At 39.6% G+C, this 21,029-nt stretch carries 17 protein-coding genes; 10 read left to right on the top strand and 7 right to left on the bottom strand.

The annotated features are described in order from the left end of the window. Positions 1-47 precede the first annotated feature (47 nt). Genes G7058_RS10150 through G7058_RS10165 form a run of 4 tightly spaced genes read right to left on the bottom strand, consistent with a single transcriptional unit; the run spans position 48 to position 2,968 of the window. Positions 48-1,451 carry an FtsK/SpoIIIE domain-containing protein gene (locus G7058_RS10150; RefSeq protein ID WP_001130247.1) on the bottom strand — a complete coding sequence of 468 codons (1,404 nt, stop codon included), beginning with the start codon at positions 1,449-1,451 and terminating at the stop codon, positions 48-50. 21 nt (positions 1,452-1,472) lie between these two features. Then, complete coding sequence (locus G7058_RS10155) at positions 1,473-2,246, bottom strand: Mom family adenine methylcarbamoylation protein (protein ID WP_000185760.1); 774 nt, start codon at positions 2,244-2,246, stop codon at positions 1,473-1,475. A 9-nt stretch (positions 2,247-2,255) separates the two neighbouring features. After that, on the bottom strand, positions 2,256-2,633 hold the full coding sequence (locus G7058_RS10160) for a YdcP family protein (protein WP_001234189.1): 378 nt from the start codon (positions 2,631-2,633) through the stop codon (positions 2,256-2,258). Positions 2,634-2,653: 20 nt separating this feature from the next. Further along, positions 2,654-2,968 carry a YdcP family protein gene (locus G7058_RS10165; protein ID WP_000421280.1) on the bottom strand — a complete coding sequence of 105 codons (315 nt, stop codon included), beginning with the start codon at positions 2,966-2,968 and terminating at the stop codon, positions 2,654-2,656. A 453-nt stretch (positions 2,969-3,421) separates the two neighbouring features. Between G7058_RS10165 and G7058_RS10170 the strand changes: the two genes are divergently transcribed. After that, positions 3,422-4,306 carry an NAD-dependent epimerase/dehydratase family protein gene (locus G7058_RS10170; RefSeq protein WP_166063419.1) on the top strand — a complete coding sequence of 295 codons (885 nt, stop codon included), beginning with the start codon at positions 3,422-3,424 and terminating at the stop codon, positions 4,304-4,306. Positions 4,307-4,650: 344 nt separating this feature from the next. Here G7058_RS10170 and G7058_RS10175 read toward each other — a convergent pair whose 3' ends face one another. Continuing rightward, entirely contained in the window at positions 4,651-4,851 is a 201-nt protein-coding gene (locus tag G7058_RS10175) for a cold-shock protein (RefSeq protein ID WP_076768310.1), read from the bottom strand. A 287-nt stretch (positions 4,852-5,138) separates the two neighbouring features. Between G7058_RS10175 and G7058_RS10180 the strand changes: the two genes are divergently transcribed. From G7058_RS10180 to G7058_RS10205, 6 genes are all read left to right on the top strand, one after another. Continuing rightward, positions 5,139-6,092, top strand: coding sequence for a 2-hydroxyacid dehydrogenase (locus G7058_RS10180; RefSeq protein WP_166063420.1), 954 nt, complete (start codon positions 5,139-5,141; stop codon positions 6,090-6,092). A 261-nt stretch (positions 6,093-6,353) separates the two neighbouring features. After that, positions 6,354-7,889 (top strand): ATP-binding cassette domain-containing protein, encoded by a 1,536-nt coding sequence (locus tag G7058_RS10185; RefSeq protein ID WP_166063421.1) that lies wholly within the window; start codon positions 6,354-6,356, stop codon positions 7,887-7,889. A gap of 68 nt (positions 7,890-7,957) precedes the next feature. Continuing rightward, positions 7,958-9,730 (top strand): DNA helicase RecQ, encoded by a 1,773-nt coding sequence (gene recQ / locus G7058_RS10190; RefSeq protein WP_166063423.1) that lies wholly within the window; start codon positions 7,958-7,960, stop codon positions 9,728-9,730. 1 nt (position 9,731) lies between these two features. Then, the gene (locus tag G7058_RS10195; RefSeq protein ID WP_227004441.1) at positions 9,732-10,559 is read left to right on the top strand and encodes a metallophosphoesterase; all 828 of its coding nucleotides are present in this window, start codon (positions 9,732-9,734) and stop codon (positions 10,557-10,559) included. Positions 10,560-10,703: 144 nt separating this feature from the next. Next, a complete protein-coding gene (locus G7058_RS10200) occupies positions 10,704-11,651 on the top strand; it encodes a DNA-methyltransferase (RefSeq protein WP_166063425.1) in 948 nt (315 codons plus the stop codon). A 171-nt stretch (positions 11,652-11,822) separates the two neighbouring features. Next, a complete protein-coding gene (locus tag G7058_RS10205) occupies positions 11,823-13,079 on the top strand; it encodes a dicarboxylate/amino acid:cation symporter (protein WP_166063426.1) in 1,257 nt (418 codons plus the stop codon). A gap of 84 nt (positions 13,080-13,163) precedes the next feature. Here G7058_RS10205 and G7058_RS10210 read toward each other — a convergent pair whose 3' ends face one another. Then, positions 13,164-14,417 (bottom strand): MFS transporter, encoded by a 1,254-nt coding sequence (locus G7058_RS10210; protein ID WP_166063427.1) that lies wholly within the window; start codon positions 14,415-14,417, stop codon positions 13,164-13,166. Positions 14,418-14,561: 144 nt separating this feature from the next. Here G7058_RS10210 and G7058_RS10215 point away from each other — a divergent pair, with 144 nt between their 5' ends. The 3 genes from G7058_RS10215 (at position 14,562) to G7058_RS10225 (ending at position 17,477) form a co-directional block, all read left to right on the top strand. Then, on the top strand, positions 14,562-16,142 hold the full coding sequence (locus G7058_RS10215; protein WP_166063428.1) for a hypothetical protein: 1,581 nt from the start codon (positions 14,562-14,564) through the stop codon (positions 16,140-16,142). 143 nt (positions 16,143-16,285) lie between these two features. Continuing rightward, positions 16,286-16,900, top strand: coding sequence for an NUDIX hydrolase (locus G7058_RS10220; protein ID WP_166063429.1), 615 nt, complete (start codon positions 16,286-16,288; stop codon positions 16,898-16,900). A 49-nt stretch (positions 16,901-16,949) separates the two neighbouring features. Further along, a complete protein-coding gene (locus G7058_RS10225; protein ID WP_166063430.1) occupies positions 16,950-17,477 on the top strand; it encodes an acyl-CoA thioesterase in 528 nt (175 codons plus the stop codon). 55 nt (positions 17,478-17,532) lie between these two features. Here the strand turns inward: G7058_RS10225 and G7058_RS10230 are convergent, their stop codons facing one another. Continuing rightward, a complete protein-coding gene (locus G7058_RS10230) occupies positions 17,533-20,964 on the bottom strand; it encodes a pyruvate carboxylase (protein ID WP_166063431.1) in 3,432 nt (1,143 codons plus the stop codon). Positions 20,965-21,029: the final 65 nt, after the last annotated feature.

Here is a 21,029-nt window from a genome sequence, read left to right on the forward strand (position 1 = left end):
GTTAGGTAGAGGGGGCTAAAGGATTGGCGTGGCTAACGCCACACCAATCAAAGCAAGTCTGAACCTGTACCTTTCACTTCGTGCGGTACAGGCTCAGATTGCTTTTTTTGAATGACTTTTCCTATTTCTCCTAAGAAATCATACCTTTTTGGTACAAGGGGTGTATAAAACTCACTAATCACACTTTTTCCTGTATCCACATAACCTCTTCCCTTGATGGGTTTTAAGAAAAATTGTTTTTGTGTATCGCTTCCAAACATCATACCGAAGCCCATTTCAGACATACGACCCAAAGCCACACGGAAGTTAAAGTTATCTCGAATACCATCACTAAAATATTTTGCGTCTGGACGCTGACAGGCAAGAATTAAAAAGAAGCCTGCTTGTCGTCCGAGCATAACAATTTGTTTGAGTTTATTCATAACTTGTGCACTATCACGACCTAACATATCCATCATCGCCACATATTCATCAAAAATCAGGAAGTTCGCAGGTAGACCAAGATACGCATAATTTTCTCCTGTTTTGTAGTTCGGGTGTTGCTTCATGGTTTCACTACGGGCAATCATATCGTCGTAAAATTGACTAATACATGCCAGCATATCGTCTTTACGGTAATAGACATTATCTATGACCGCTCCTAAGTCTGCCAAATCAGCATTTTTAGGGTCGAGAATATAAAGCTTCGCATTTGTATGCAGGAGAGATTCAATCAATGTGAGAATAAAATAGGATTTTCCACTACCCGTGCCCCCAGCAATTAACATGTGAGGGAGAGAATCAAACTCCCAATAGACCGATTCCATCAATTTGACACGTCCATCTTGAGCTACCACATCTTCAATGCCAATTCGATTGCCAATGGTGTCATAAAGTAGAACATACTCTACATAAGAATCTTTCAACGTTTTTTCCACTAATTCACAATACAAGCCTGTTTCTAGTTTGTTTTCTAAGTGCAAGAGCTGATCTTGATATTTCCCTAAAGTGATTTCTACATGAATATGGATCAGTCCATCTTTCATTCGGTAATACATTTTAGGAAAATGGCGGATTCGTTGTTTGGTTTTCTTGCTGGATAAGTCTTTAAAGAATCCCTCTGATTGAGTTTCTTCGGCTTCATACCAATGGTTTTCTAAAATCATACGAGCTAACTTTTGACGGTGCTCTAACTGTTTTATAGAATCTATGCGATAGTGATAATAGAGCCAGCTGATGAGTCCGCATACAAAAAAAGCAGTGAGAATACTGCTCCAAAAGTATGGCGTATGCAGTTGATAGAAAAATGTATCTAACTGAACTGTTTGCCAATTCACCGATTGTAACGTTCTCCAATGAAAAGGGAGTAGAACGACTAGAAAAACTATCAGCAATGAAATCAGCACAAAATGATAGACCAAGTCCTTATCGTTGGCTTTGATTCGCTTTCCTCTGTCATGAAGCAATGGCATAAAAATCCTCCTTTCCATCTATCAAAATAATTGTGTATTGTAGATACGAGCCTGTTTATCAAAAGTTGGTTGAGAAATGGCTTCATATTTCCGATAAGCGATTCGCTTTTCAAAGCGTAAATCTTTTTCTTTCGGATAATAATGACGTCGATAGAGCGTGTGTCCTAACAGTTTTTTCGCTTCTTTTGTCAACGGATAGAGATAGCGAAACATGCGTCCATTGATTTTCTCAATCCCTTTGTATTCGCAAAATGCCTGGGAAAGCCAATGCTTTTTCTCTACCTGTTCAAAACGAGCATTTTCCTCTAATAAAAGGCGAGCACTTCGAGGGTGTATCTTTTCCCATGACTGTTTATCACGATAGACACTTGTCTTGAAATACCCGCAGTAAAAGAAGTTGGACGCTTGATAGACATAGCCACATTTTCCCTCAATTCCATCTGCCAATGTATATAAAAAATGACAGTCCGTATGTTCTTTCAACCACTTAATTAGAGCTGAAAGAGCTTGACTGCCAAAATAATTGGTTTGATTCATTTCTGGAAGAAAACACATCTTTCCAATTTCTAAATAATCTGTGGTTTGAAGGGAACTGTCGGGAAAGAGTTTGCGTATGGTTTGTAGGGGTTGCGTACCCCAGCCTAATTCCACAACGCCTAATAATTTTTCTTCTGAAAAAATCCCTAGAAAGTATTTACACAATCTAGGGAGTATCTTTGAATAATGGTATTGCCGAATAAAAGAAATGGCTTCATCTTTCGGAATTTCTTTCAAAATCAATGGTGTGTTTGTCATAAGCAACACCTATTTTTCACTTTCGGACGCTTCTTTTTTATATTTCTGATGAGGTTTTGTCTGTCCTTTTAATACAAGATCGTCTGCTTTCACGTACCAATCAACGTCTGCCCCTCGAAAAGTAGCCGTCGCTACGGTATCTGCCACAGGATTGATTAATTCCACTTCTGCGTTGTAGTCAAATTCTTTCAAAGGAACAGAAGCGGGGATACTGACTTGTATCATGCGTCCTTGTCCTTTTGATTTTAAGTCATAGGTACGTTCTTTAATTTCTTCGGAAACCGAACCATCTTCATTTTGAATACGAACCTCACGACGTAAAGCGGAAAATTTCAATGTGCCAAATGTCTGGTCTTTTTCAATCACAATACCTTCTGCTAATCTCATATTTTTTCACCTTTCCTTTCTTAAGCTTTCACCATATCGTCTGCGTGCATAATGTAATTGGTAAATCCTCTATTGCCAATTTTATAACCTTCTGCGGTAATACGTGGGTTGATGAGTCTGACTTTTTCGTCGGATTCAAAATGTTTCTCGCCAGCTTCGGAGGGAAGAATGACAACAATATCATCTGCTCGTTGAATCGTTGAGTATAAATTGTAGCTACGAGAGAGAATAGTTGGTCTGCCATTGACTCGACGTTGTTCAATATTCCCTTCACCAGCATATTCTAATTGACCAAATGTTTTTTCCATATTGGGAATGACATATTTTAATTCCATAAGTGTATCGTTCCTTTCTCACATAAAATATTTTTGGCTTACTTTATTCATTTAAAAATTTGTTAGTATCACAACCTTTCAAAGCATAAAAAATAGACGCTCATTATGAACGTCTATCATTTAAATGAATATTGAGTTTAGAATTCCATTTCGAATTTAATCAGGTCTGCTTAGGTGCAAATACTGCACTTTTATTGCACTTTTTATTTTTTTAAATATAATTTATTCGATTTTATACGTTTCCAAAATCCTTGATATTACAGCATTTTCGCTTATATGCCATACCCTTAAAACAGAGTGGGAGTAAAATAAAAGTAAAACAGCGACAACCTTTTAGACTAAAGGGTTGTCGCTGTTTTAATTAGTAGCTTAAAGTAGACAACTATGAGTGAGTTGTATATTCTAGGACTATTGTAAAAAATAAATTGAATGAAATCAGAAAAGGTGAATGATATGAAAAAAATACTTGTGTTAGGCGGAACGAATTTCTTTGGCAAGAAAGCAGTTCAATTATTATTAGACAAAGGTTATGAGGTGACTGTCGCGACGCGAGGAAATAATCCAATTCCATTTGAAGATAAAGTGCAACATATCGTGTTAGATGCGAGTGATTCTTTACATGCAGGCTGGCAAGCGGTTCAAGCCCAACAGTGGGATGCGGTGTTTGATAATATTTGTTACAACGCCGAAGATGCTCATATCCGCATTGAAAAATTGGGTCAACAATTAAAGCACTATTATTTCACGTCATCACTCGCAACTTATATGGGGGATAAAGATGGTTATGTAGAAGCGGATTTCAATCCATTAACTTACGAAATTAATCCGCATAAAACTGTTGATTACGGTGAAGGCAAACGCCAAGCTGAACAAGTTTTGTTCACTCAAGCACCTTTCCAAGTGACAGCTTTTCGTTTCCCGATTGTGCTAGATAACGATGATTATACGAAACGTCTGCATTCGTATGTTGATAAAGCACTGAAACACGAAACCATTCAGTTCAACAATCCAGATGCCAAAATAAACTTTGTTAAAGGAAGCAGTGCAGCCAATGCGATTGTTTGGGCAATTGAGAACGAACAAGCAGGTAGCTTTAATATTAGTTCACATGACGCAATCACTCGTCAAACATTTATCGAATGGCTCGAAGAAATGACGGGTCAAACAATCAAGGTTGACTATACGGATGAAACCATCACGGGCTCACCGTTTAACACACGTCATCACTGGTACCTGAACTCTGATAAAATCGCTGAAGCTGGTTTCCAATTAGATAACTTAGCTTCCTGGTTAAAACCATTGATGAAAGATCTGGTCGATGGGATGCGCGCTCAATAAGATAATAAATTTGTGTGACCAGAGGCAAATTTTTAGCATGACACTATTGAAAGAAGCAGAGGGCGTATAGCCCTTATGCTTCTTTTTAGTATATTTCTAAACCCCTCAAAGTTATCAGTCGTGATGTTTCCTTCATCCAAGTAACATCAAAATGCTCAACAGTGACTATTGAGTAGGAATAACAAAAAAAGAGTTCCAGATCCTTATTTACGAAGGGGCTGGAACTCTTTTATTTGGATGATGTTAACCCAAACCCGAAATCCCGTCTGAGTGCGGAAGGGTGAGAGTGAATAGAAAAAAACCTCAACGAAATCGCTGAGGTGTTTGATAAGTTAAAGTTTAAATTAAGCTTTATGAACGTTAACTGCTTGTGGTCCACGGTTACCTTGTTCTACTTCAAAAGTAACTGCTTGTCCTTCGTCTAAAGATTTGAAACCTTCAGATTGGATTGCTGAGAAGTGTACGAATACATCGTCAGAACCTTCACATTCGATAAAACCAAAGCCTTTTTCTGCGTTAAACCATTTTACTGTACCGTTATTCATAATGAAATTCCTCCATATGTGCTTTTGCACGTTATATTTATAATACTTCGTTCAAAAATAAAGAGAGAATTAATCATCTACATGAATAACTTACAATCTTATTTCGATAACAAAATTACTATAAAACTAACTATACATGATACTTTGATAAATGTAAAGGGTTATCTAAATAAAAATTGGAATTAATACTGGGCCCCTTCCTTATTGATAAAGTAAGGGGTCTGTTACTTGCAAAAAGTCAGAATCTTTCAGACAATGAGAGTAGTAGATGTGAAAGGGTGGATAGAATGATTATTAAATTACTGGAACCTTTACGTGTTCCAAAAGATATGATAGAGGAATTAGCACAACCGATTAAAGATATGGGGCACGAATTTGTTTATTATGAGGAAAAAACGACAGATACGAATGAGTTGATTAAACGCAGTGAAGATGCAGATATTGTCATGATTGCCAATAATCCGTATCCGGCGGAAGTTATTGAAGCAAGCGAAAATCTGAAGTTCATTAACATTGCTTTTACTGGTGTAGACCATGTGAACGCGGAAGCAGCCAATAAAAAAGATATTAAGATCGCAAATGCGGCTGGTTATTCGAATCAATCGGTTCCTGAATTAGCAATCGGGCTGACGTTGGACGTTTATCGCGGCATCAGTTCCGGAAATACCGAAGTACGCAGCAAAGATTTCTCGGGACCATTCCAAGGCCGTGAAATAAAAGGGAAAACAGTTGGTATTGTTGGAACAGGGCAATTAGGGACCCGTACAGCTGAATTGTTCAAAGCATTCGGTGCAAACCTAATTGGGTACAACCGCAGCGAGAATGAAGAAGCAAAAGCACTCGGAATGACATATCATGATTTGGAAACAGTCATGTCAGAAAGTGATATTATTTCTGTTCACTTACCATTAACAGAAGACACGCGCGGTATTATTTCGAAAGAAATGCTTTCAAAAATGAAGGAAAGTGCGATTATTATTAACACGGCGCGGGGACCAGTTATTGATTCGGATGCATTGGCCGACGCTTTGAACGCAGATGAAATTTCTGGGGCAGGTCTGGATGTTTTTGATATGGAACCACCGATTCCAGCAGACTATCCATTATTAGCTGCTAAGAACACTGTATTGACACCTCATGTTGGTTTCTTGACAGATGAGTCAATGGTGCTGCGTGCTGAAATCGTATTCGAAAACACACTGGCATACTTAAAAGGTAAACCACAAAATCTTGTGAATTAGGAAAGGCTTACATTTTTCCGTTGCAATGTAGATAAGCGCTTGTTATAATGACACCAAAATAACAGGAAGGTTGTGCGTGCATGTACACTATCTAATCCCATCGTAATTGAAAAGAAACGTTTCTGCCTCAGTGCAGGTTTCTTTGCGACGGTTTTAGATAGAATAGCTGAACACAACGCTTCTATCTTTAAAATGACACAACCAGACTGTCTGCAGAAACTTGCGGGTGGTCTGTTTTTATTTTTAGATAGGAGAATGTTTATGTTACAAGTAAAAAAACTGACGATGCACCATATGAAAGATTTGAAAGCAATCATCAAAGATTTGAGTTTTACCGTGAATCCCGGTGACAAAGTAGCCCTGATTGGCGAAGAAGGCAATGGGAAATCGACTTTGTTAAAGTGGATTAATCGCGATCTAAGTATTGATAGTTATATTCAAGCAGAAGGCACGCTTGTTAATCACTTCAGTAAGACCATTTACCTGCCACAAGCCTTGCCCGCTGACAAACATAATCTGACTTTGGATGCGTTCTTCTTTGGAGTTGAAGATGCTCTGGAAATAGATTATCAACTTTTGTATCAAACGGTCACAAAAATGGGGTTTGATCCCGATCGTTTGACCAGTTCTCAGTTATTGCGCGACTTATCAGGCGGAGAGAAAGTAAAGATTCAGCTGTTGAAAATTCTGGCTCAGAATCCCGATTTACTGTTATTGGATGAGCCTTCCAATGATTTAGATTTACAAACAGTTCAATGGTTGGAAGACTTTATCAAAACGAGCCCGCTTACGATTCTGTTTATTTCTCATGATGAATCGTTGCTGAAAGCGACCGCAACGAAAGTCATTCAGTTGGAACTGTTGCGTCATAAGACGATTCCCGTTGCGACGGTTTCAAGTTTATCTTACGAAGAATATCAGAATGAGAAAGAAAATAAATTTGAAATGCAAACTCGGATTGCGAGTAAACAGAGAGAAGAGTATCAAAAACAAATGGCTCGCCATCAACGGATAGAAAGTAGTGTGCACGATGCGCAAAAGAGCGTCTCACGTCAAGAACCGGGTGTTGCCCGTTTATTGAAGAAGAAGATGCATACCGTGAAAGCAATGGGCAAACGCTTTGAACGCGAAAAGGATAACTTCGAAGATATACCCATTAAAGAAGATGCAATTCTAATGAAATTCAGTAATACCAAAGAATTACCTGATGGAAAAACAATTATTCATTTGGACCAGACTTCTGTTTCGTTTGAAGGGAAAACATTGGTCACGCATTTAAGTTTGCACCTGAAAGGGAAGCAGAAAGTCGGCATCATTGGACAAAATGGAATTGGAAAAAGTACCTGGTTGAAACAATTATGGGAAGAAATGCGAGACAGAAAAGATATTTATACCGGCTATATGCCCCAGAACTACTTGGATATTTTACCAGCGGAAGAGACGCCACTGACATTTCTAAATGAATCAGGCGATTGGGAAGAGAAAACAAAAGTGATGACGTATCTCGGAAGTATGCGGTACACGCATGAAGAAATGACGCATCCAATTAAGGCGTTGTCAGGCGGGCAGCAGGCTAAATTACTTCTGATAAAGATTGATTTAACAGGTCAGAATGTTCTGCTTCTGGATGAGCCGACTCGTAACTTCTCACCCCTGTCGCAACGTGAACTGCGAACACTGCTGCGTTCATTTCCAGGTGCTATTTTGACGGTTTCACATGATCGGACATTCTTAAGAGAAGTATGCGAGGTGGTCTATGAAATGACCGCAACTGGATTAAAAGAAATACAGATATAACGGATTCTTATCAAAAAAATCGTATAAATCGTGTATACTGGATAAAGAGATTTTTTTGGAGCGATGACATGAAAACAATAGATACAATACTAAAAGAATATTATGGTTATGACACTTTTCGACCTGGTCAAAAAGAGTTGATTCAATCGTTGATGAATGGGCAAGATGTTTTAGGTATTATGCCGACAGGGGGCGGAAAATCCCTTTGCTACCAAATTCCGGCGATTTGTCAGGAAGGGACCGGGATTGTGATTTCTCCTTTAATCTCCTTGATGAAAGATCAGGTTGATGCGTTGCAGACAATGGGAGTAAAAGCAGGCTATATCAATAGCCAATTAGACCCGGCAACTTACAGAGAGACAATGGATAAGGCATTATTCGGTTACTATGACTTGTTGTACATAGCACCGGAACGCATTGCCAGCGAACATTTCTTAAATACGCTCGGACATATGAATATAAATATTGTTGCCGTGGATGAGGCCCACTGTATTTCGCAATGGGGACAAGATTTCCGTCCGAGTTACCAAACAATTCCCCAATTACGCGATGTTGTGAGTGCTGGGGTACCGTTTGCCGCCTTTACAGCGACAGCTACAACACTTGTTAAAAATGATATTACTGAACAGTTGCGCTTACAAAGTCCGCATGAGTTTGTAGCCAGTTTTGACCGTCCGAATCTATATTTCTCAGTTATTTCTTCGAAACAAAAGAGTAAAGATGTCTTCCGTTACATAGGAAAAGAAGGCGCGACGATTATTTACTGTAATACGCGCAAAAACGTAGAATCTGTGTACAATAACCTGGTTAAAAAAGGTTTACCGGCAACGTATTATCATGCGGGTATTCCGACTCAGGAAAGAAATAAAAATCAGGACAATTTCATTTATGATCGCAAACCAATTATTGTGGCTACGAATGCATTTGGAATGGGAATTGATAAGTCGAACGTTAGAAAAGTTATTCACTACAACATGCCTTTGGATATGGAAAGTTATTATCAAGAAGCAGGGCGTGCTGGAAGAGACGGGGCACCTGCTGAAGCAGTCCTATTGTATTCGGGTCAAGATATTATTACGAATACCTTCCTAATTGAACAAGGAAATCAACCACATGCCAAAGACAAATTGAACCGCATGATTTCTTATTGTAAAACGGGGAAATGTTTGCGGACATATATCTTAAATTATTTTGACGAGACACCGAATTGGACAAGATGCGAGCATTGTTCCAACTGTGATGGCCAGACCGAAACAATGGATGTAACGGTAGAATGCCAAAAGATTTTGTCGTGCATTTACCGCATGGACCAACGCTTTGGTACGGGTATGGTAACAGATGTGTTGCGTGGGAAAAACAATGAACGGATTAGACAATTTCGTTTTGAGCAGTTATCTACTTATGGTATTATGGCAAAATATACAGATAGCACCATTAAAGATATCATTTCTTTGATGCTCAGCGAAGGGTACTTAACTTTGTCGGGAGACAAGTATCCAATTTTGAATTTTACCCAAAAAAGCAATGCTTTACTGCAGGCTGAAGATACGTTAATTATGACCCGTAAGATTGTAGAAGAAGTACCGCACACGATTGCTGAAGCCGTTGATTACGACGAAAGCTTGTTTGAAGAGCTGCGGAAGCTACGTTTGGAAATTGCCCAAGAAATTGGCAAGCCCCCATTCGTTGTCTTTACAGATAAAAGTCTCATTGATATGGCAAATAAACTGCCAACAACAGACCATGAATTCCTGGATATTCATGGTGTGGGCCAAAGTAAGCTGGTTAACTATGGCGAAACGTTTATGGCTATCATCAAAGAGTATAAGGAGTCAAAATAGTTTGTGGAAGAAAATACTGATTACGATTGTGCTCCTGATAGGCTATATTTACTGGGGAACGAATGCATTGGAAGTGAATTATTTTACGCTTGTAGATGAAGAGATACCTTCTGAATTCTCGGGAATGAAAATAGCCCATGTTTCAGATTTGCATAACAAGGATTTCGGTAGCGCCATGATTGATAAAGTTGCTGTGGAAGAACCAGACCTGATTGCGGTGACTGGAGATTTGATTGATAGTAACTTTCCGGATACGGCCATTGCTTTGGAAGCCATTGAGGGTTTACGCGCAATTGCACCTGTCTATTATGTGACTGGCAATCATGAAGCAAGCCGCTTTGATTTATTCAGCGAGCTAGCCGTTCAAATGGAAGCCGCTGGTGTTATGATGATGGATAATCGTACGTTAACCTTAGAAAAGAATGGGCAATCTATCCATCTGATAGGTCTGGAAGATCCTAATTTCATTAATTCTGCTCTTTCATTCGAAGAAAAGTATGAACAGATGCATAATAAATTGACCGAGTTAAGTGATCCGGATAGTTTCCAGATTCTACTGTCGCATCGTCCGGAAGAGATGGCCAGTTACGTGGATGAAAATATTAATTTAGTTCTGAGCGGTCATGCACACGGCGGCCAAATTCGCTTGCCATTTATTGGTGCATTGGTCGCACCAGGGCAAGGTTTCTTCCCTAAGTATTCGATAGGGTCCTATGTTGAGAATGAAACGACAATGATTGTCAGTCGCGGACTTGGAAATAGTGGCATCCCGTTTCGATTTATGAATCGTCCAGAAATAATAATGATTACGTTAGAAACAAAAGAGTAAAGATTGCGATTAAAGCGGTCTTTATTTTTTTGTTTAAAAGAGTGAAAGGCACTATAATCACGCAAAAAATGTATGCGCTTTATTTTGCTGTATAATAATATCTGAAAGCGTTATATAATGGTAAAAAGGCAGGTGGGTAGTCAGATGCAATTGCAAAAATCAAAGAGGAATAAAACGATTGATTTAACTGTTGAAGAAGGGAAACATTATCTTTCTCGTTGTATGAGTGTCACTGAGCCACAGACACTTCAAGCTATTTTGAATCGCACCATTATTGGAGATACCTTTGAAGTTTTACCTTTACTCCCCCTAGGAAAAGCGGACTTAATTATTGTAGATCCTCCCTACAATCTAACCAAATCCTATCATGGCAAGCAATTTTCAAAACAAAAAACAACGGACTATGAGGAATATACTGAACGTTGGCTGTCTTTATTAGTGCTCTTATTGAAACCGAACGGTAGTCTGTATGTTTGTTGTGACTGGCAATCGAGCTTGATAATTGGACCGTTGTTATCAAAGCATCTCAAAGTAAAAAATCGGATAACATGGCAACGTGAAAAAGGCCGTGGATCGCGCTCCAATTGGAAGAATAGTATGGAAGATATTTGGTTTTGTACCAAGAGTGATACTTATACATTTAACGTTGATGATGTGAAGATGCGTAAAAAAGTGTGGGCGCCTTACACGAAAGGTGGTAAACCGAAAGATTGGGAACAAACGAAGACTGGTAATTTTCGGGACACATATCCATCAAATTTCTGGAATGATATTACAATTCCTTTTTGGTCTATGGCCGAAAATACCGCTCATCCTACTCAAAAGCCCGAAAAATTAATCGCAAAACTTGTCCTGGCCAGCTCCAATAAAGGGGACATTATTTTAGATCCATTCCTTGGTTCTGGGACGACCAGTGTCGTTGCCCAAAAATTAGGAAGGAACTATATTGGTATTGAACAAAATGAACGTTACGCCACTTGGACGGAAAAACGTTTGGAATCAGCTCTAACCGATTCATCCATTCAAGGTTACCGGCAACAAATATTTTGGGATCGGAACGTTCAAGAAACACAAAAAGGTAAATTAACATAGAATGGAAGAAGACTATCTGCGTAGTATTTCAGGAGCGCAGTGGGCTGGAACAAAGTGTCCGATTCATTTCTTTTTACACCGCTATCAAAATGTGATTGACAAACAGGTTATCTGTCGGTATGATAGGAAACATGTTTTAATCGAATTTTAATTTTGAACGGAGGATGTTTGATGGAAAAGAAGAAACTCGGCTTAGTCCCTAAATTGATTATGGGTATTATTATAGGTATTGTATTAGGGTCCTTTGCATCCGAGTCCATCATCAGTATTTTTGTTACCTTTAGCTCTTTTGTATCAGCATTTATTTCCTTTATTATCCCTTTGATGATTATTGCTTTTGTGACAGCTGGTATTGGAGAACTGAGGTCAGGTGCCGGAAAGTTATTGGGATTAACGTTAGGTTTAGCGTATGGTTTTACTTTGATCTCAGGAACTTTCTCTTACGTTGTTTCTCGCTTGGTTTTTCCGACTTTTATTGACCAAGCAACGACGTCAGCTATTATGGATGGTAACGTGCAGTCGGTGGCGCCACTTTTCACAATTCCACTACTCCCTTTATTGGATGTGACGTCTGCCTTAGTTTTTGCCTTTATTATGGGTCTGGGAATTTCAGCCTTACGTGGGAATGAGAAGACAGCAGAAATTGGTGCGATGATGGGCGATTTTTTTAACGGCTTCCAGTTTATTATTCAGATGGTTCTGGAAAAAGCAGTTATTCCTTTATTGCCTTACTACATCGCCTCAACGTTCTCGCTGATGAGTTTTACGGGTGAAGTATGGCGCGTATTAGCTATTTTCTGGCGTGTGTATTTAATCATTTTTGCGATGCATTTCCTCATTTTGGTTTTCCAATTTGGTGTAGCTGGTGCTATCGCAAAAAAAAATCCGCTTCCCTATTTGAAGAATCAATTCCCAGCTTGGCTCACTGCAGCGGGGACACAGTCATCTGCAACTACCATCCCGGTTAACGTGGAAGTGGCGAAGAAAAACGGTGTATCGAAAAGTATTCGTGAGTTCGTTGTTCCCTTGTGTGCAACGATTCATCTCTCAGGAAGTATGATTTCTTTAACTGCATTTTCAACTGCCATCTTAATGATGAACAATATGGAAGTCAGTTTTGGCTTACTTGCACCATTTATCATGATTCTTGGAATCAGTATGGTCGCTGCCCCTGGAGCACCAGGTGGAGCAGTAATGAGTGCTCTTCCATTCTTGCCCCTTATTGGTATCGTTTCTGACGGTCCATTGGCGAGTCTCATGATTGCTCTTTACCTGACACAAGATAGTTTTGGAACGGCATGTAACGTTTCTGGTGATAACGCAGTGGCTCTGATTGTTGATAAAGTAAAAGGGCGCTTCGGTATCGCTGAAGAACTTGAAGATAGTAACGAAATTTTTGATGAAATTGTACCTGCAAACGAAATTTAGTAACTAAAAAACAACCTCAGGGATCACTATAAAGTGGAATCTCAAGGTTGTTTTTTTTTATCTTATGTTAAAAATGCCTGCTTGTTAATTATCAATACTTCCCAAAAAATCTAATTTATCACCCATATCCGGTCGGTTATCACCATGCTTGACAAAGGACATGGTAATAAGTGCAAGGCCGACCATTGAAGCGGCATATGGGAATAGTGTCCAGTAGCCCACAAATTCCAGAAAGGCACCCGAAACAATGGGTGTAATGATTTGAGCAGCCATTGAAAAAGTATAATAAAACCCTGTAAATTTACCGGTATCGCCGTGTTGACTCATTTCAACGACCATCGGATACGAATTTACGTTAATACAAGCCCAAGAAAAACCAACAATTGCAAACAATACGTAGACGAGCGGTGAAAAGGAAGTAAAGAACGTTCCTAACGCAAAGCAAGATGCAAGAAGCAGGACGCCGGTTACAATGATTTTCTTTCTTCCTAACTTAGAAGAGAGAATACCAACTGGGATAAAGCTAATAACCGCTGCGATAGTCGCAATTAATAAACTGGTAGAAGCAGCGCTGATGTTCATTTGCCAGACTACTTCAGCGTATTTAGTGAAAGCTGTTGTTATCGCATTATAGCCCATGAACCATAAAAATGTAGAGATAAGTAAGAAAATCAAGCTCCGTTTCATCGCAATCGACATCGTTTGATTTGACGTTTGCGTTTCTACTTTTTCTTCATCAATCCGCAATTTATTTTCCGGAACAGTGAAAATCACAACCAGAACACTTACTAGTATCAACAGTGCAACCGCGATAAACAGTGGATAGTAGGACTGATGCCCGGCTTTGGTAATTAATAGAGGAGTCAGAACCAAGGTGAAGACAGCACCTAATGCTCCCATTAAATTGATAATGGCGTTCGCTTTGGAACGAAGTGGGGCAGGTGTAACATCGGGCATTAAAGCAACTGCCGGAGAACGATAAATGGATATGGATAAGAGCGTAAATCCAAGAGAAACGAAAAATAACCACAGTGATCGTTTTTCAACAGTTGCAGGTACGACTAGCATGAAAAGAATGGTAAGAATAGAACCGACAACGATAAACGGGACTCGTCTCCCATATTTACTGGTTGATCTATCACTGATAGCCCCGAAAATAGGAAGCATGAATAGCGCCAAAACATTATCCATTGCCATAATAGAACCGGCGAGTGTATCACCAATTTCGAACGTATTCTTAAGTATTAACGGTACAACATTGTCATACATTTGCCAAAAAGCACTGATTGATAAAAAAGCAAATCCAACTCGAATCGTTCGGCTGTAATTGAGTTTCACAAAACATCCCGCCCATCTGTTAGTAGTATTTTCATTGTATCAGTTTTGATTAAAATAACGAATCTAATATTCATCCTTTAGACTTATCAAATTGGAATTCGAGCATGGTATACTAGGAGTAGAAACAAAAAAGGAGGTTTTATAATGATTAAAGGATGGAAAAATCTGGCATTGTCTTACGGACTGCCATTGATTGTCCTATGCGTTTACTGGTATTTTTCATTAACACCATTAACATTCCAATCACTTGAATTTTGGTTTAATTTCTTACTTTACTTTGTAGTCAGTGCAGGTATTTCTTACTTGTTGGATGCACGTAAAAACACGCGTGTACTAGCAATTAATGGAACGGTAATAGGAGTGAGTATTCTTGCATTGTTAGTTGGTATGGTGATAGGGTTACCAATCTTCAGATCGGGAAGTTATGCTAAATTGATTGAACATCAAGAAGGTGATTTCTCAGAGGATATGATTGTGACGAATCCAAGCGATATTCCAACGATTGACCGTGATATGGCGGAAAGATTGGGAAGTCGTAAGATTGGTGAAGTGTTGGATCTGGTCTCGCAGTTCAATGTGGCAGATGAGTTTACACAAATTGCATATCAAGGTCAGTCGGTGCGTGTCTCACCTCTGGAATACGTCAACGTTTGGCGTTGGTTTAGCAATCGGAGTGAGGGGATTCCACATTACGTCGTTGTTGACATGGTTACTGGTGAAGCCGATTTAGTGGACTTAGAAGAGAACATTCGTTATTCACATTCAGGATTCCTAAATGATGACATTACGCGTCATATTTTCCTTAAGCATCCGACGACATTATTTGAAAATCCGGTGTTGGAACTCGACGATGAGGGAACTCCTTACTATGTTGCACCAATTGCGAAGCGTCAATTTAGCTTTTTAGGACCTAAAGATATTGTTGGGGCCTTTGTAGTCAATGCGACAAACGGAGAAATTGTCCGTTACGATTTGGAAGATATCCCTGATTGGGTTGATCGCGTTTTCCCGGCAGATATGGTCATGAATCAGATTAACTATAACGGCCAGTATCGTAATGGCTTTTGGAATAGTCTGGTAACAAAACGCGGTGTTATTCAAAACGCCGAAGGATACAACTATATTGTCATGGACGATGATTTATATCTGTATACCGGTTTGACTTCAGTTGTATCTGATGAGTCAAATATTGGTTTTGTGCTGGTGAATTCACGTACGAAAGAATCTCACCGCTACAACATCAGTACTGCAACCGAATGGAGTGCGATGGATAGTGCAGAAGGATCCGTTCAAGAAAAAGACTATACGAGTACCTTCCCGTTGTTATTTAATATGAATGGGAAGCCTGTCTATCAATTGTCCTTAAAGGATTCTGCTGGCTTAATTAAGTTGTATGCTTTTGTCGATGCATTGAATTATCAAAAAGTTGGAATTGGCAATACATTGAACCAAGCATGGCAGTCTTACAATGGTGGGGAAGTAACCATCACGGATGAAAATCCGATTCTTGAAGGGGATATAACAACCGTTAATGGCGCGGTTGATTTATTACAATCTGTAGTAATTGGTGGCGAGACTATATACTACATGACGATTGTAGGAGACACGGAAAGTATTTACACGATTCCAGTCAGTCTAAATCAAGCCTTACCCTTCTTGAAAACGGGAGACGAAGTGATTTTGGAAATACAGCAAGAAGAAGTCATTAACATCACGATAAAATAATAATATATATAAACGGTACTAGTCCTATACAGGTCCTGGTACCGTTTTTTCGCATATATGAACGAGCTACTAATTAATATTTCGAATTTGAAATAAAAAGGAATTTCTGCTACAATAATCCTAACAATAAAAGAGGTGGTATCATGATTGATGCAATAGAGAGCGTTTTAAGTAAACATTTGTCCGAGCCGCTAGGTAGTAAGCGCAAGTTTTCTGTTATGTTGCCATTGATTAAACAGGGCGATGAGTGGCATATTCTGTACGAAGTGAGAAGTAAACGGATTTCTCAACCGGGTGAAACGTCCTTCCCGGGTGGTGCGGTAGAAGCGGGCGAAACATTCAAAGAAGCGGCAATTCGTGAAACAATGGAGGAATTGAATATTTCACGTGACTGCATCGAAGTGTTGGGTGAGATTAATTATATTGTTAATGAACATGCGATTATTCACTGCTTTGTTAGTAAGCTGGATCTTACTGTAGAAGAAATAAATTTTAATCAAGAAGTAGCATCCTTATTCACCATTCCGCTCAATTACTTCCTGACTAATCGCCCGACCTACTACACATCAAAATTTATTTTGGAGCATCCTGAAGACTTTCCATACCATTTAATCCCAAATGGAAAAGACTACCGTTTCAAGGTTGGCGGTCACTTAATTCCCTTTTATGAATTAAATGGACATTCGCTTTGGGGGTATACAGCGAGTTTGACGGATCATTTTATAGATATCATAACGGCTAAAGTTGAAATAATGTGATAATATATGATATTGATAAATGATATTTGTAAATTCAGGAGGAAATACCATGGTCAATAAGGAAACGCGTACGTGCAACCAAACGAGAAATATACGATCGGAAATAATCGTAGATCGTCATTTGAATGATAAAGATACTTACTACGGTGGAGACATTATGGCGCATTTTGATAGTGCGGGTGGGGGAGCAATCTTCAACTTCATAAGAAAAGCATCGTTTACAGCGACTGTGGATGAAATGACATTCGTTAGTCCTGTTTATAAATCAGAACAAATCTATGTGGAAGCTTTTGTTTCAGGAGCCGGCACATCTTCAGTCGAAGTCTTCACAAAGTTGATTGCGAGTAATTTAAAAACATTTGAAAAAAGACTGGCAGCTTATGCGTTCTTGACATATGTTGTGCAGGACCGTAACAATCCAGAATTCACCATGCCAATATTGGTTCCGGAATCAGAAGAAGAAATTACCATCTGTGAAGGATATGCGAAGCGTCGTGAGATAAACTTGGAAAAACGTAAACAAGGTAAAAAGATTAAAGATGTCATTCAATTAACTCCTATTTGGGAACAAAGATAAGGGATTAAATACACAAAAAGCAGACCGCGCGGTCTGCTTTTTGTGTGTAATCATGTTATTTTGAATCAATCTCAATCATTAAATCACCGCTATCAATACGATCCCCATCAATGACATAGATTTGATCTACGACACCGTTGATTGTGGAACGAATGGTTGTTTCCATTTTCATAGCTTCTGTGACAACGACAGCATCGCCTTTGTTCACTCGATCGCCTTTTTTAACCAAGACCTCCAATACGGATCCCGGCATTGTTGCGCCGACATGACCTTTGTTCGTTGGTTCAGCTTTTTTACGAATAGCAGAAGTAGACGTAATACTTGCATCTTTCACTTCAACTTCACGACCTTGGCCATTTAATTCGAAGTAGAGAACACGCATCCCATCCGCATCGGGCTCACCGATTTGGTTCAGTTTAATAATTAAAGTTTTTCCTTTTTCAATCACAACTTCAATTTGTTCGCCAGTCCGCATTCCGTGGAAGAAACTAGGGGTATCCAGTTTCGTAACATCACCGAATAGATTCAAATTCTCTGCATAGCCTAAGAACACTTCTGGATACATCAAGTACCCAAGTAGATCTTCTTCAGAAGGTTCCCGTTTAATTTTTTCAGTCAGCTCTTGCTTAAGTACTTCGAAATCAATCGGCTCTCTCAAACTACCGGGACGGACAGTCAGTGGTTCTTCGTCTTTCAAAATAATCGCCTGCAGTTTCTCAGGGAAACCACCAGTCGGCTGGCCTAAATCACCTTTAAAGAAGCTTACTACCGATTGCGGGAAGTCTAATGTGTTGCCACGCTCATAGACAGCTTCTTCCGTTAGTTTGTTTTGAACCATGAAGAGAGCCATGTCTCCAACTACTTTTGAAGAAGGGGTTACTTTCACGATATCTCCGAACATGCCGTTCACTGTTGCGTACATATCTTTTACAGTGTCCCAACTATCTTCCAAGCCGACCGATTTGGCTTGCTGTTGCAAGTTTGTATATTGGCCACCTGGCATTTCATGGTGATACACTTCGGTTGAAGTTGTATGAATACCTGTTTCAAAATCATTGTAGTACGAACGGACATCTTCCCAGTAACGGTTGATTTTTTGTACATTTTCAATATTGATTTCAGGAGCGCGTTCGCTGCCTTCCATTGCAAAATACAAGCTGCTCAATGATGGCTGACTCGTTGTTCCGCTCATCGCGCTTTGCGCAACATCCACAATATCAACGCCGGCTTTGATTGCTTCGCTTAAGGTAAAAATACCATTTCCACTCGTGTCGTGTGTATGCAAGTGAATCGGAACGGATACCGTGTCTTTCAATTCACTTACTAAGCGATATGCTGCTTGCGGTTTTAATAATCCAGCCATATCTTTAATTGCGATGATGTGGGCACCCATCTGTTCCAGTTCTTTTGCCATTTCTTTGTAGTATGCAATGGTATATTTCGCTTGTTTTGGATCATTCAGATCACCAGTGTAACAAATAGCTGCTTCCGCAATTTTATTCACATCGCGCACATATTGAATACTCTTTTCAAGTTGCTCCGTCCAGTTCAAACTGTCGAACAAGCGGAAAACATCCACGCCATTTTCACTTGCACCTTCAATAAAACGTTTCAGGGCATTGTCCGGATAATTTTGATAACCCACACCATTCGAACCACGAAACAGCATTTGGAAGAGGGTGTTCGGCATCTTCTTACGTAATTTACGCAGACGTTCCCAAGGGTCTTCGTTTAAGAAGCGATAAGCAACATCAAATGTCGCGCCACCCCATAACTCGTTAGAGAACAGTTGGGGCATGCCAGCTTGGGTTGCTTCTGCAATTTTCAGTAAATCATTTGTACGGACGCGTGTTGCCAGCAAACTTTGATGAGCATCACGGAACGTTGTATCGGTTAATAACACATTATTTTGTTCGCGGACCCACTGGCTGACAGCTTCCGGACCTTGTTTATCTAAAATCATTTTAGCTGTAACTATTTCTTTCTCTGGAACCTGCAAGCCTTGCGGAATACGGGGCATTTCATAGAATTTCTTCGTATTACGTTCGATACCAGGGAATCCATTAACGGTAATATTACCTAAGTATGCCAACATTTTATTTCCCCGGTTCAATGTTTCCGGAAATTCAAATAATTCTGGTGTTCCGTCAATGAAAGTTGTTTTTGCATCACCTGAAACAAATTCAGGATGCATAATAACATTTTTCAAAAACGGAATATTCGTCTTCACACCACGAATTCTAAATTCTGTGAGTGCACGAACCATCTTTTTGTTGGCTTGTGCAAAGTCAGGTGCATGAACACAAGCTTTTACTAACAATGAATCAAAGAAAGGTGAGACAACCGTTCCTTGGAAGCCGTTGCCGGCATCCAAACGAATTCCAAAACCACCTGGAGAACGGTAAGTATTTATTTTACCGGTATCCGGGAAGAAGTTATTTAACGGATCTTCAGTTGTGATTCGACACTGAATCGCGGCTCCGATTAAAGGGATATTCGCTTGTTCAGGAATACCAATATCTTCATGCAATCTTAAACCTTGGGCAATTTCGATTTGTGCTTGAACAATATCAACGCCCGTAATAAGTTCAGTAATTGTATGTTCGACTTGAACACGAGGATTGACTTCAATAAAGTAGAAACGGTCGCCTTCGACCAAGAACTCTACCGTTCCGGCATTCACATATCCCACATGCTTCATTAAACGGAGCGCAGCTTCACAAATTTCATTTCGTAAGCTGTCCGGCATGTTGATACACGGTGCTACTTCAACCACTTTTTGGTGACGTCTTTGAACAGAACAGTCACGTTCGTAAAGGTGAATAACATTTCCGTGTTCGTCTCCCAAAATTTGAACTTCGATATGTTTCGGATCTTGGATGTAACGCTCTACGTAAAGTTCGTCATTACCAAAAGCAGAGAGTGCTTCACTCCTTGCACGTTTAAATCCATCGATTGCTTCTTCTTTATCACGGGCAACACGCATACCGCGGCCGCCACCACCTAATGCAGCTTTCATAATGATTGGATACCCATGCTCATCCGCAAATGTTAAGACTTCTTCAATTGTTGATACCGGACCATCTGAACCGGGTATGGACTGAATTCCAGCTGCGATTGCAGCAGTTTTAGCTTTGATTTTATCGCCGAAAATATCCAGATGGTGCAAGGTCGGGCCGATAAATTTAATACCTTCTTCTTGGCAACGTCTGGCAAAGTGAATATTTTCAGATAAGAAACCATAGCCTGGATGGATGCCGTCCGCACCAGAATCTTTGGCAATTTTGATAATACCTTCAATATCTAAATAAGCATCAATTGGCTTCTTTTCTTTACCAACCAAGTAAGCTTCGTCCGCCTTAAAACGGTGGACTGAACCTTCGTCTTCTTGGGCATAAATACCAACCGTATCAATTTCAAGTTCAGTCAGAGCACGGAAAATACGAATCGCTATCTCACCACGGTTGGCTACAAGTACTTTTTTCATTAGGATCTCCTCCATCGTTTCTAGTAGAATATCATTCTTTTGATATTCACGTTTCATGTATTAAT

It is taken from the genome of Jeotgalibaca porci, from assembly GCF_011299095.1.
Taxonomy (GTDB): domain Bacteria; phylum Bacillota; class Bacilli; order Lactobacillales; family Aerococcaceae; genus Jeotgalibaca; species Jeotgalibaca porci.

What these genes read in the sequence shown, in the direction of transcription:
- G7058_RS10230 (WP_166063431.1), bottom strand. Translation starts at nt 20,964, where the DNA reads ATGAAAAAAGTACTTGTAGCCAACCGTGGTGAGATAGCGATTCGTATT.
- G7058_RS10220 (WP_166063429.1), top strand. Translation starts at nt 16,286, where the DNA reads ATGATTGATGCAATAGAGAGCGTTTTAAGTAAACATTTGTCCGAGCCG.
- G7058_RS10185 (WP_166063421.1), top strand. Translation starts at nt 6,354, where the DNA reads ATGTTACAAGTAAAAAAACTGACGATGCACCATATGAAAGATTTGAAA.
- recQ (WP_166063423.1), top strand. Translation starts at nt 7,958, where the DNA reads ATGAAAACAATAGATACAATACTAAAAGAATATTATGGTTATGACACT.
- G7058_RS10150 (WP_001130247.1), bottom strand. Translation starts at nt 1,451, where the DNA reads ATGCCATTGCTTCATGACAGAGGAAAGCGAATCAAAGCCAACGATAAG.
- G7058_RS10205 (WP_166063426.1), top strand. Translation starts at nt 11,823, where the DNA reads ATGGAAAAGAAGAAACTCGGCTTAGTCCCTAAATTGATTATGGGTATT.
- G7058_RS10180 (WP_166063420.1), top strand. Translation starts at nt 5,139, where the DNA reads ATGATTATTAAATTACTGGAACCTTTACGTGTTCCAAAAGATATGATA.
- G7058_RS10170 (WP_166063419.1), top strand. Translation starts at nt 3,422, where the DNA reads ATGAAAAAAATACTTGTGTTAGGCGGAACGAATTTCTTTGGCAAGAAA.
- G7058_RS10160 (WP_001234189.1), bottom strand. Translation starts at nt 2,633, where the DNA reads ATGAGATTAGCAGAAGGTATTGTGATTGAAAAAGACCAGACATTTGGC.
- G7058_RS10200 (WP_166063425.1), top strand. Translation starts at nt 10,704, where the DNA reads ATGCAATTGCAAAAATCAAAGAGGAATAAAACGATTGATTTAACTGTT.
- G7058_RS10165 (WP_000421280.1), bottom strand. Translation starts at nt 2,968, where the DNA reads ATGGAATTAAAATATGTCATTCCCAATATGGAAAAAACATTTGGTCAA.
- G7058_RS10215 (WP_166063428.1), top strand. Translation starts at nt 14,562, where the DNA reads ATGATTAAAGGATGGAAAAATCTGGCATTGTCTTACGGACTGCCATTG.
- G7058_RS10175 (WP_076768310.1), bottom strand. Translation starts at nt 4,851, where the DNA reads ATGAATAACGGTACAGTAAAATGGTTTAACGCAGAAAAAGGCTTTGGT.
- G7058_RS10225 (WP_166063430.1), top strand. Translation starts at nt 16,950, where the DNA reads ATGGTCAATAAGGAAACGCGTACGTGCAACCAAACGAGAAATATACGA.
- G7058_RS10155 (WP_000185760.1), bottom strand. Translation starts at nt 2,246, where the DNA reads ATGACAAACACACCATTGATTTTGAAAGAAATTCCGAAAGATGAAGCC.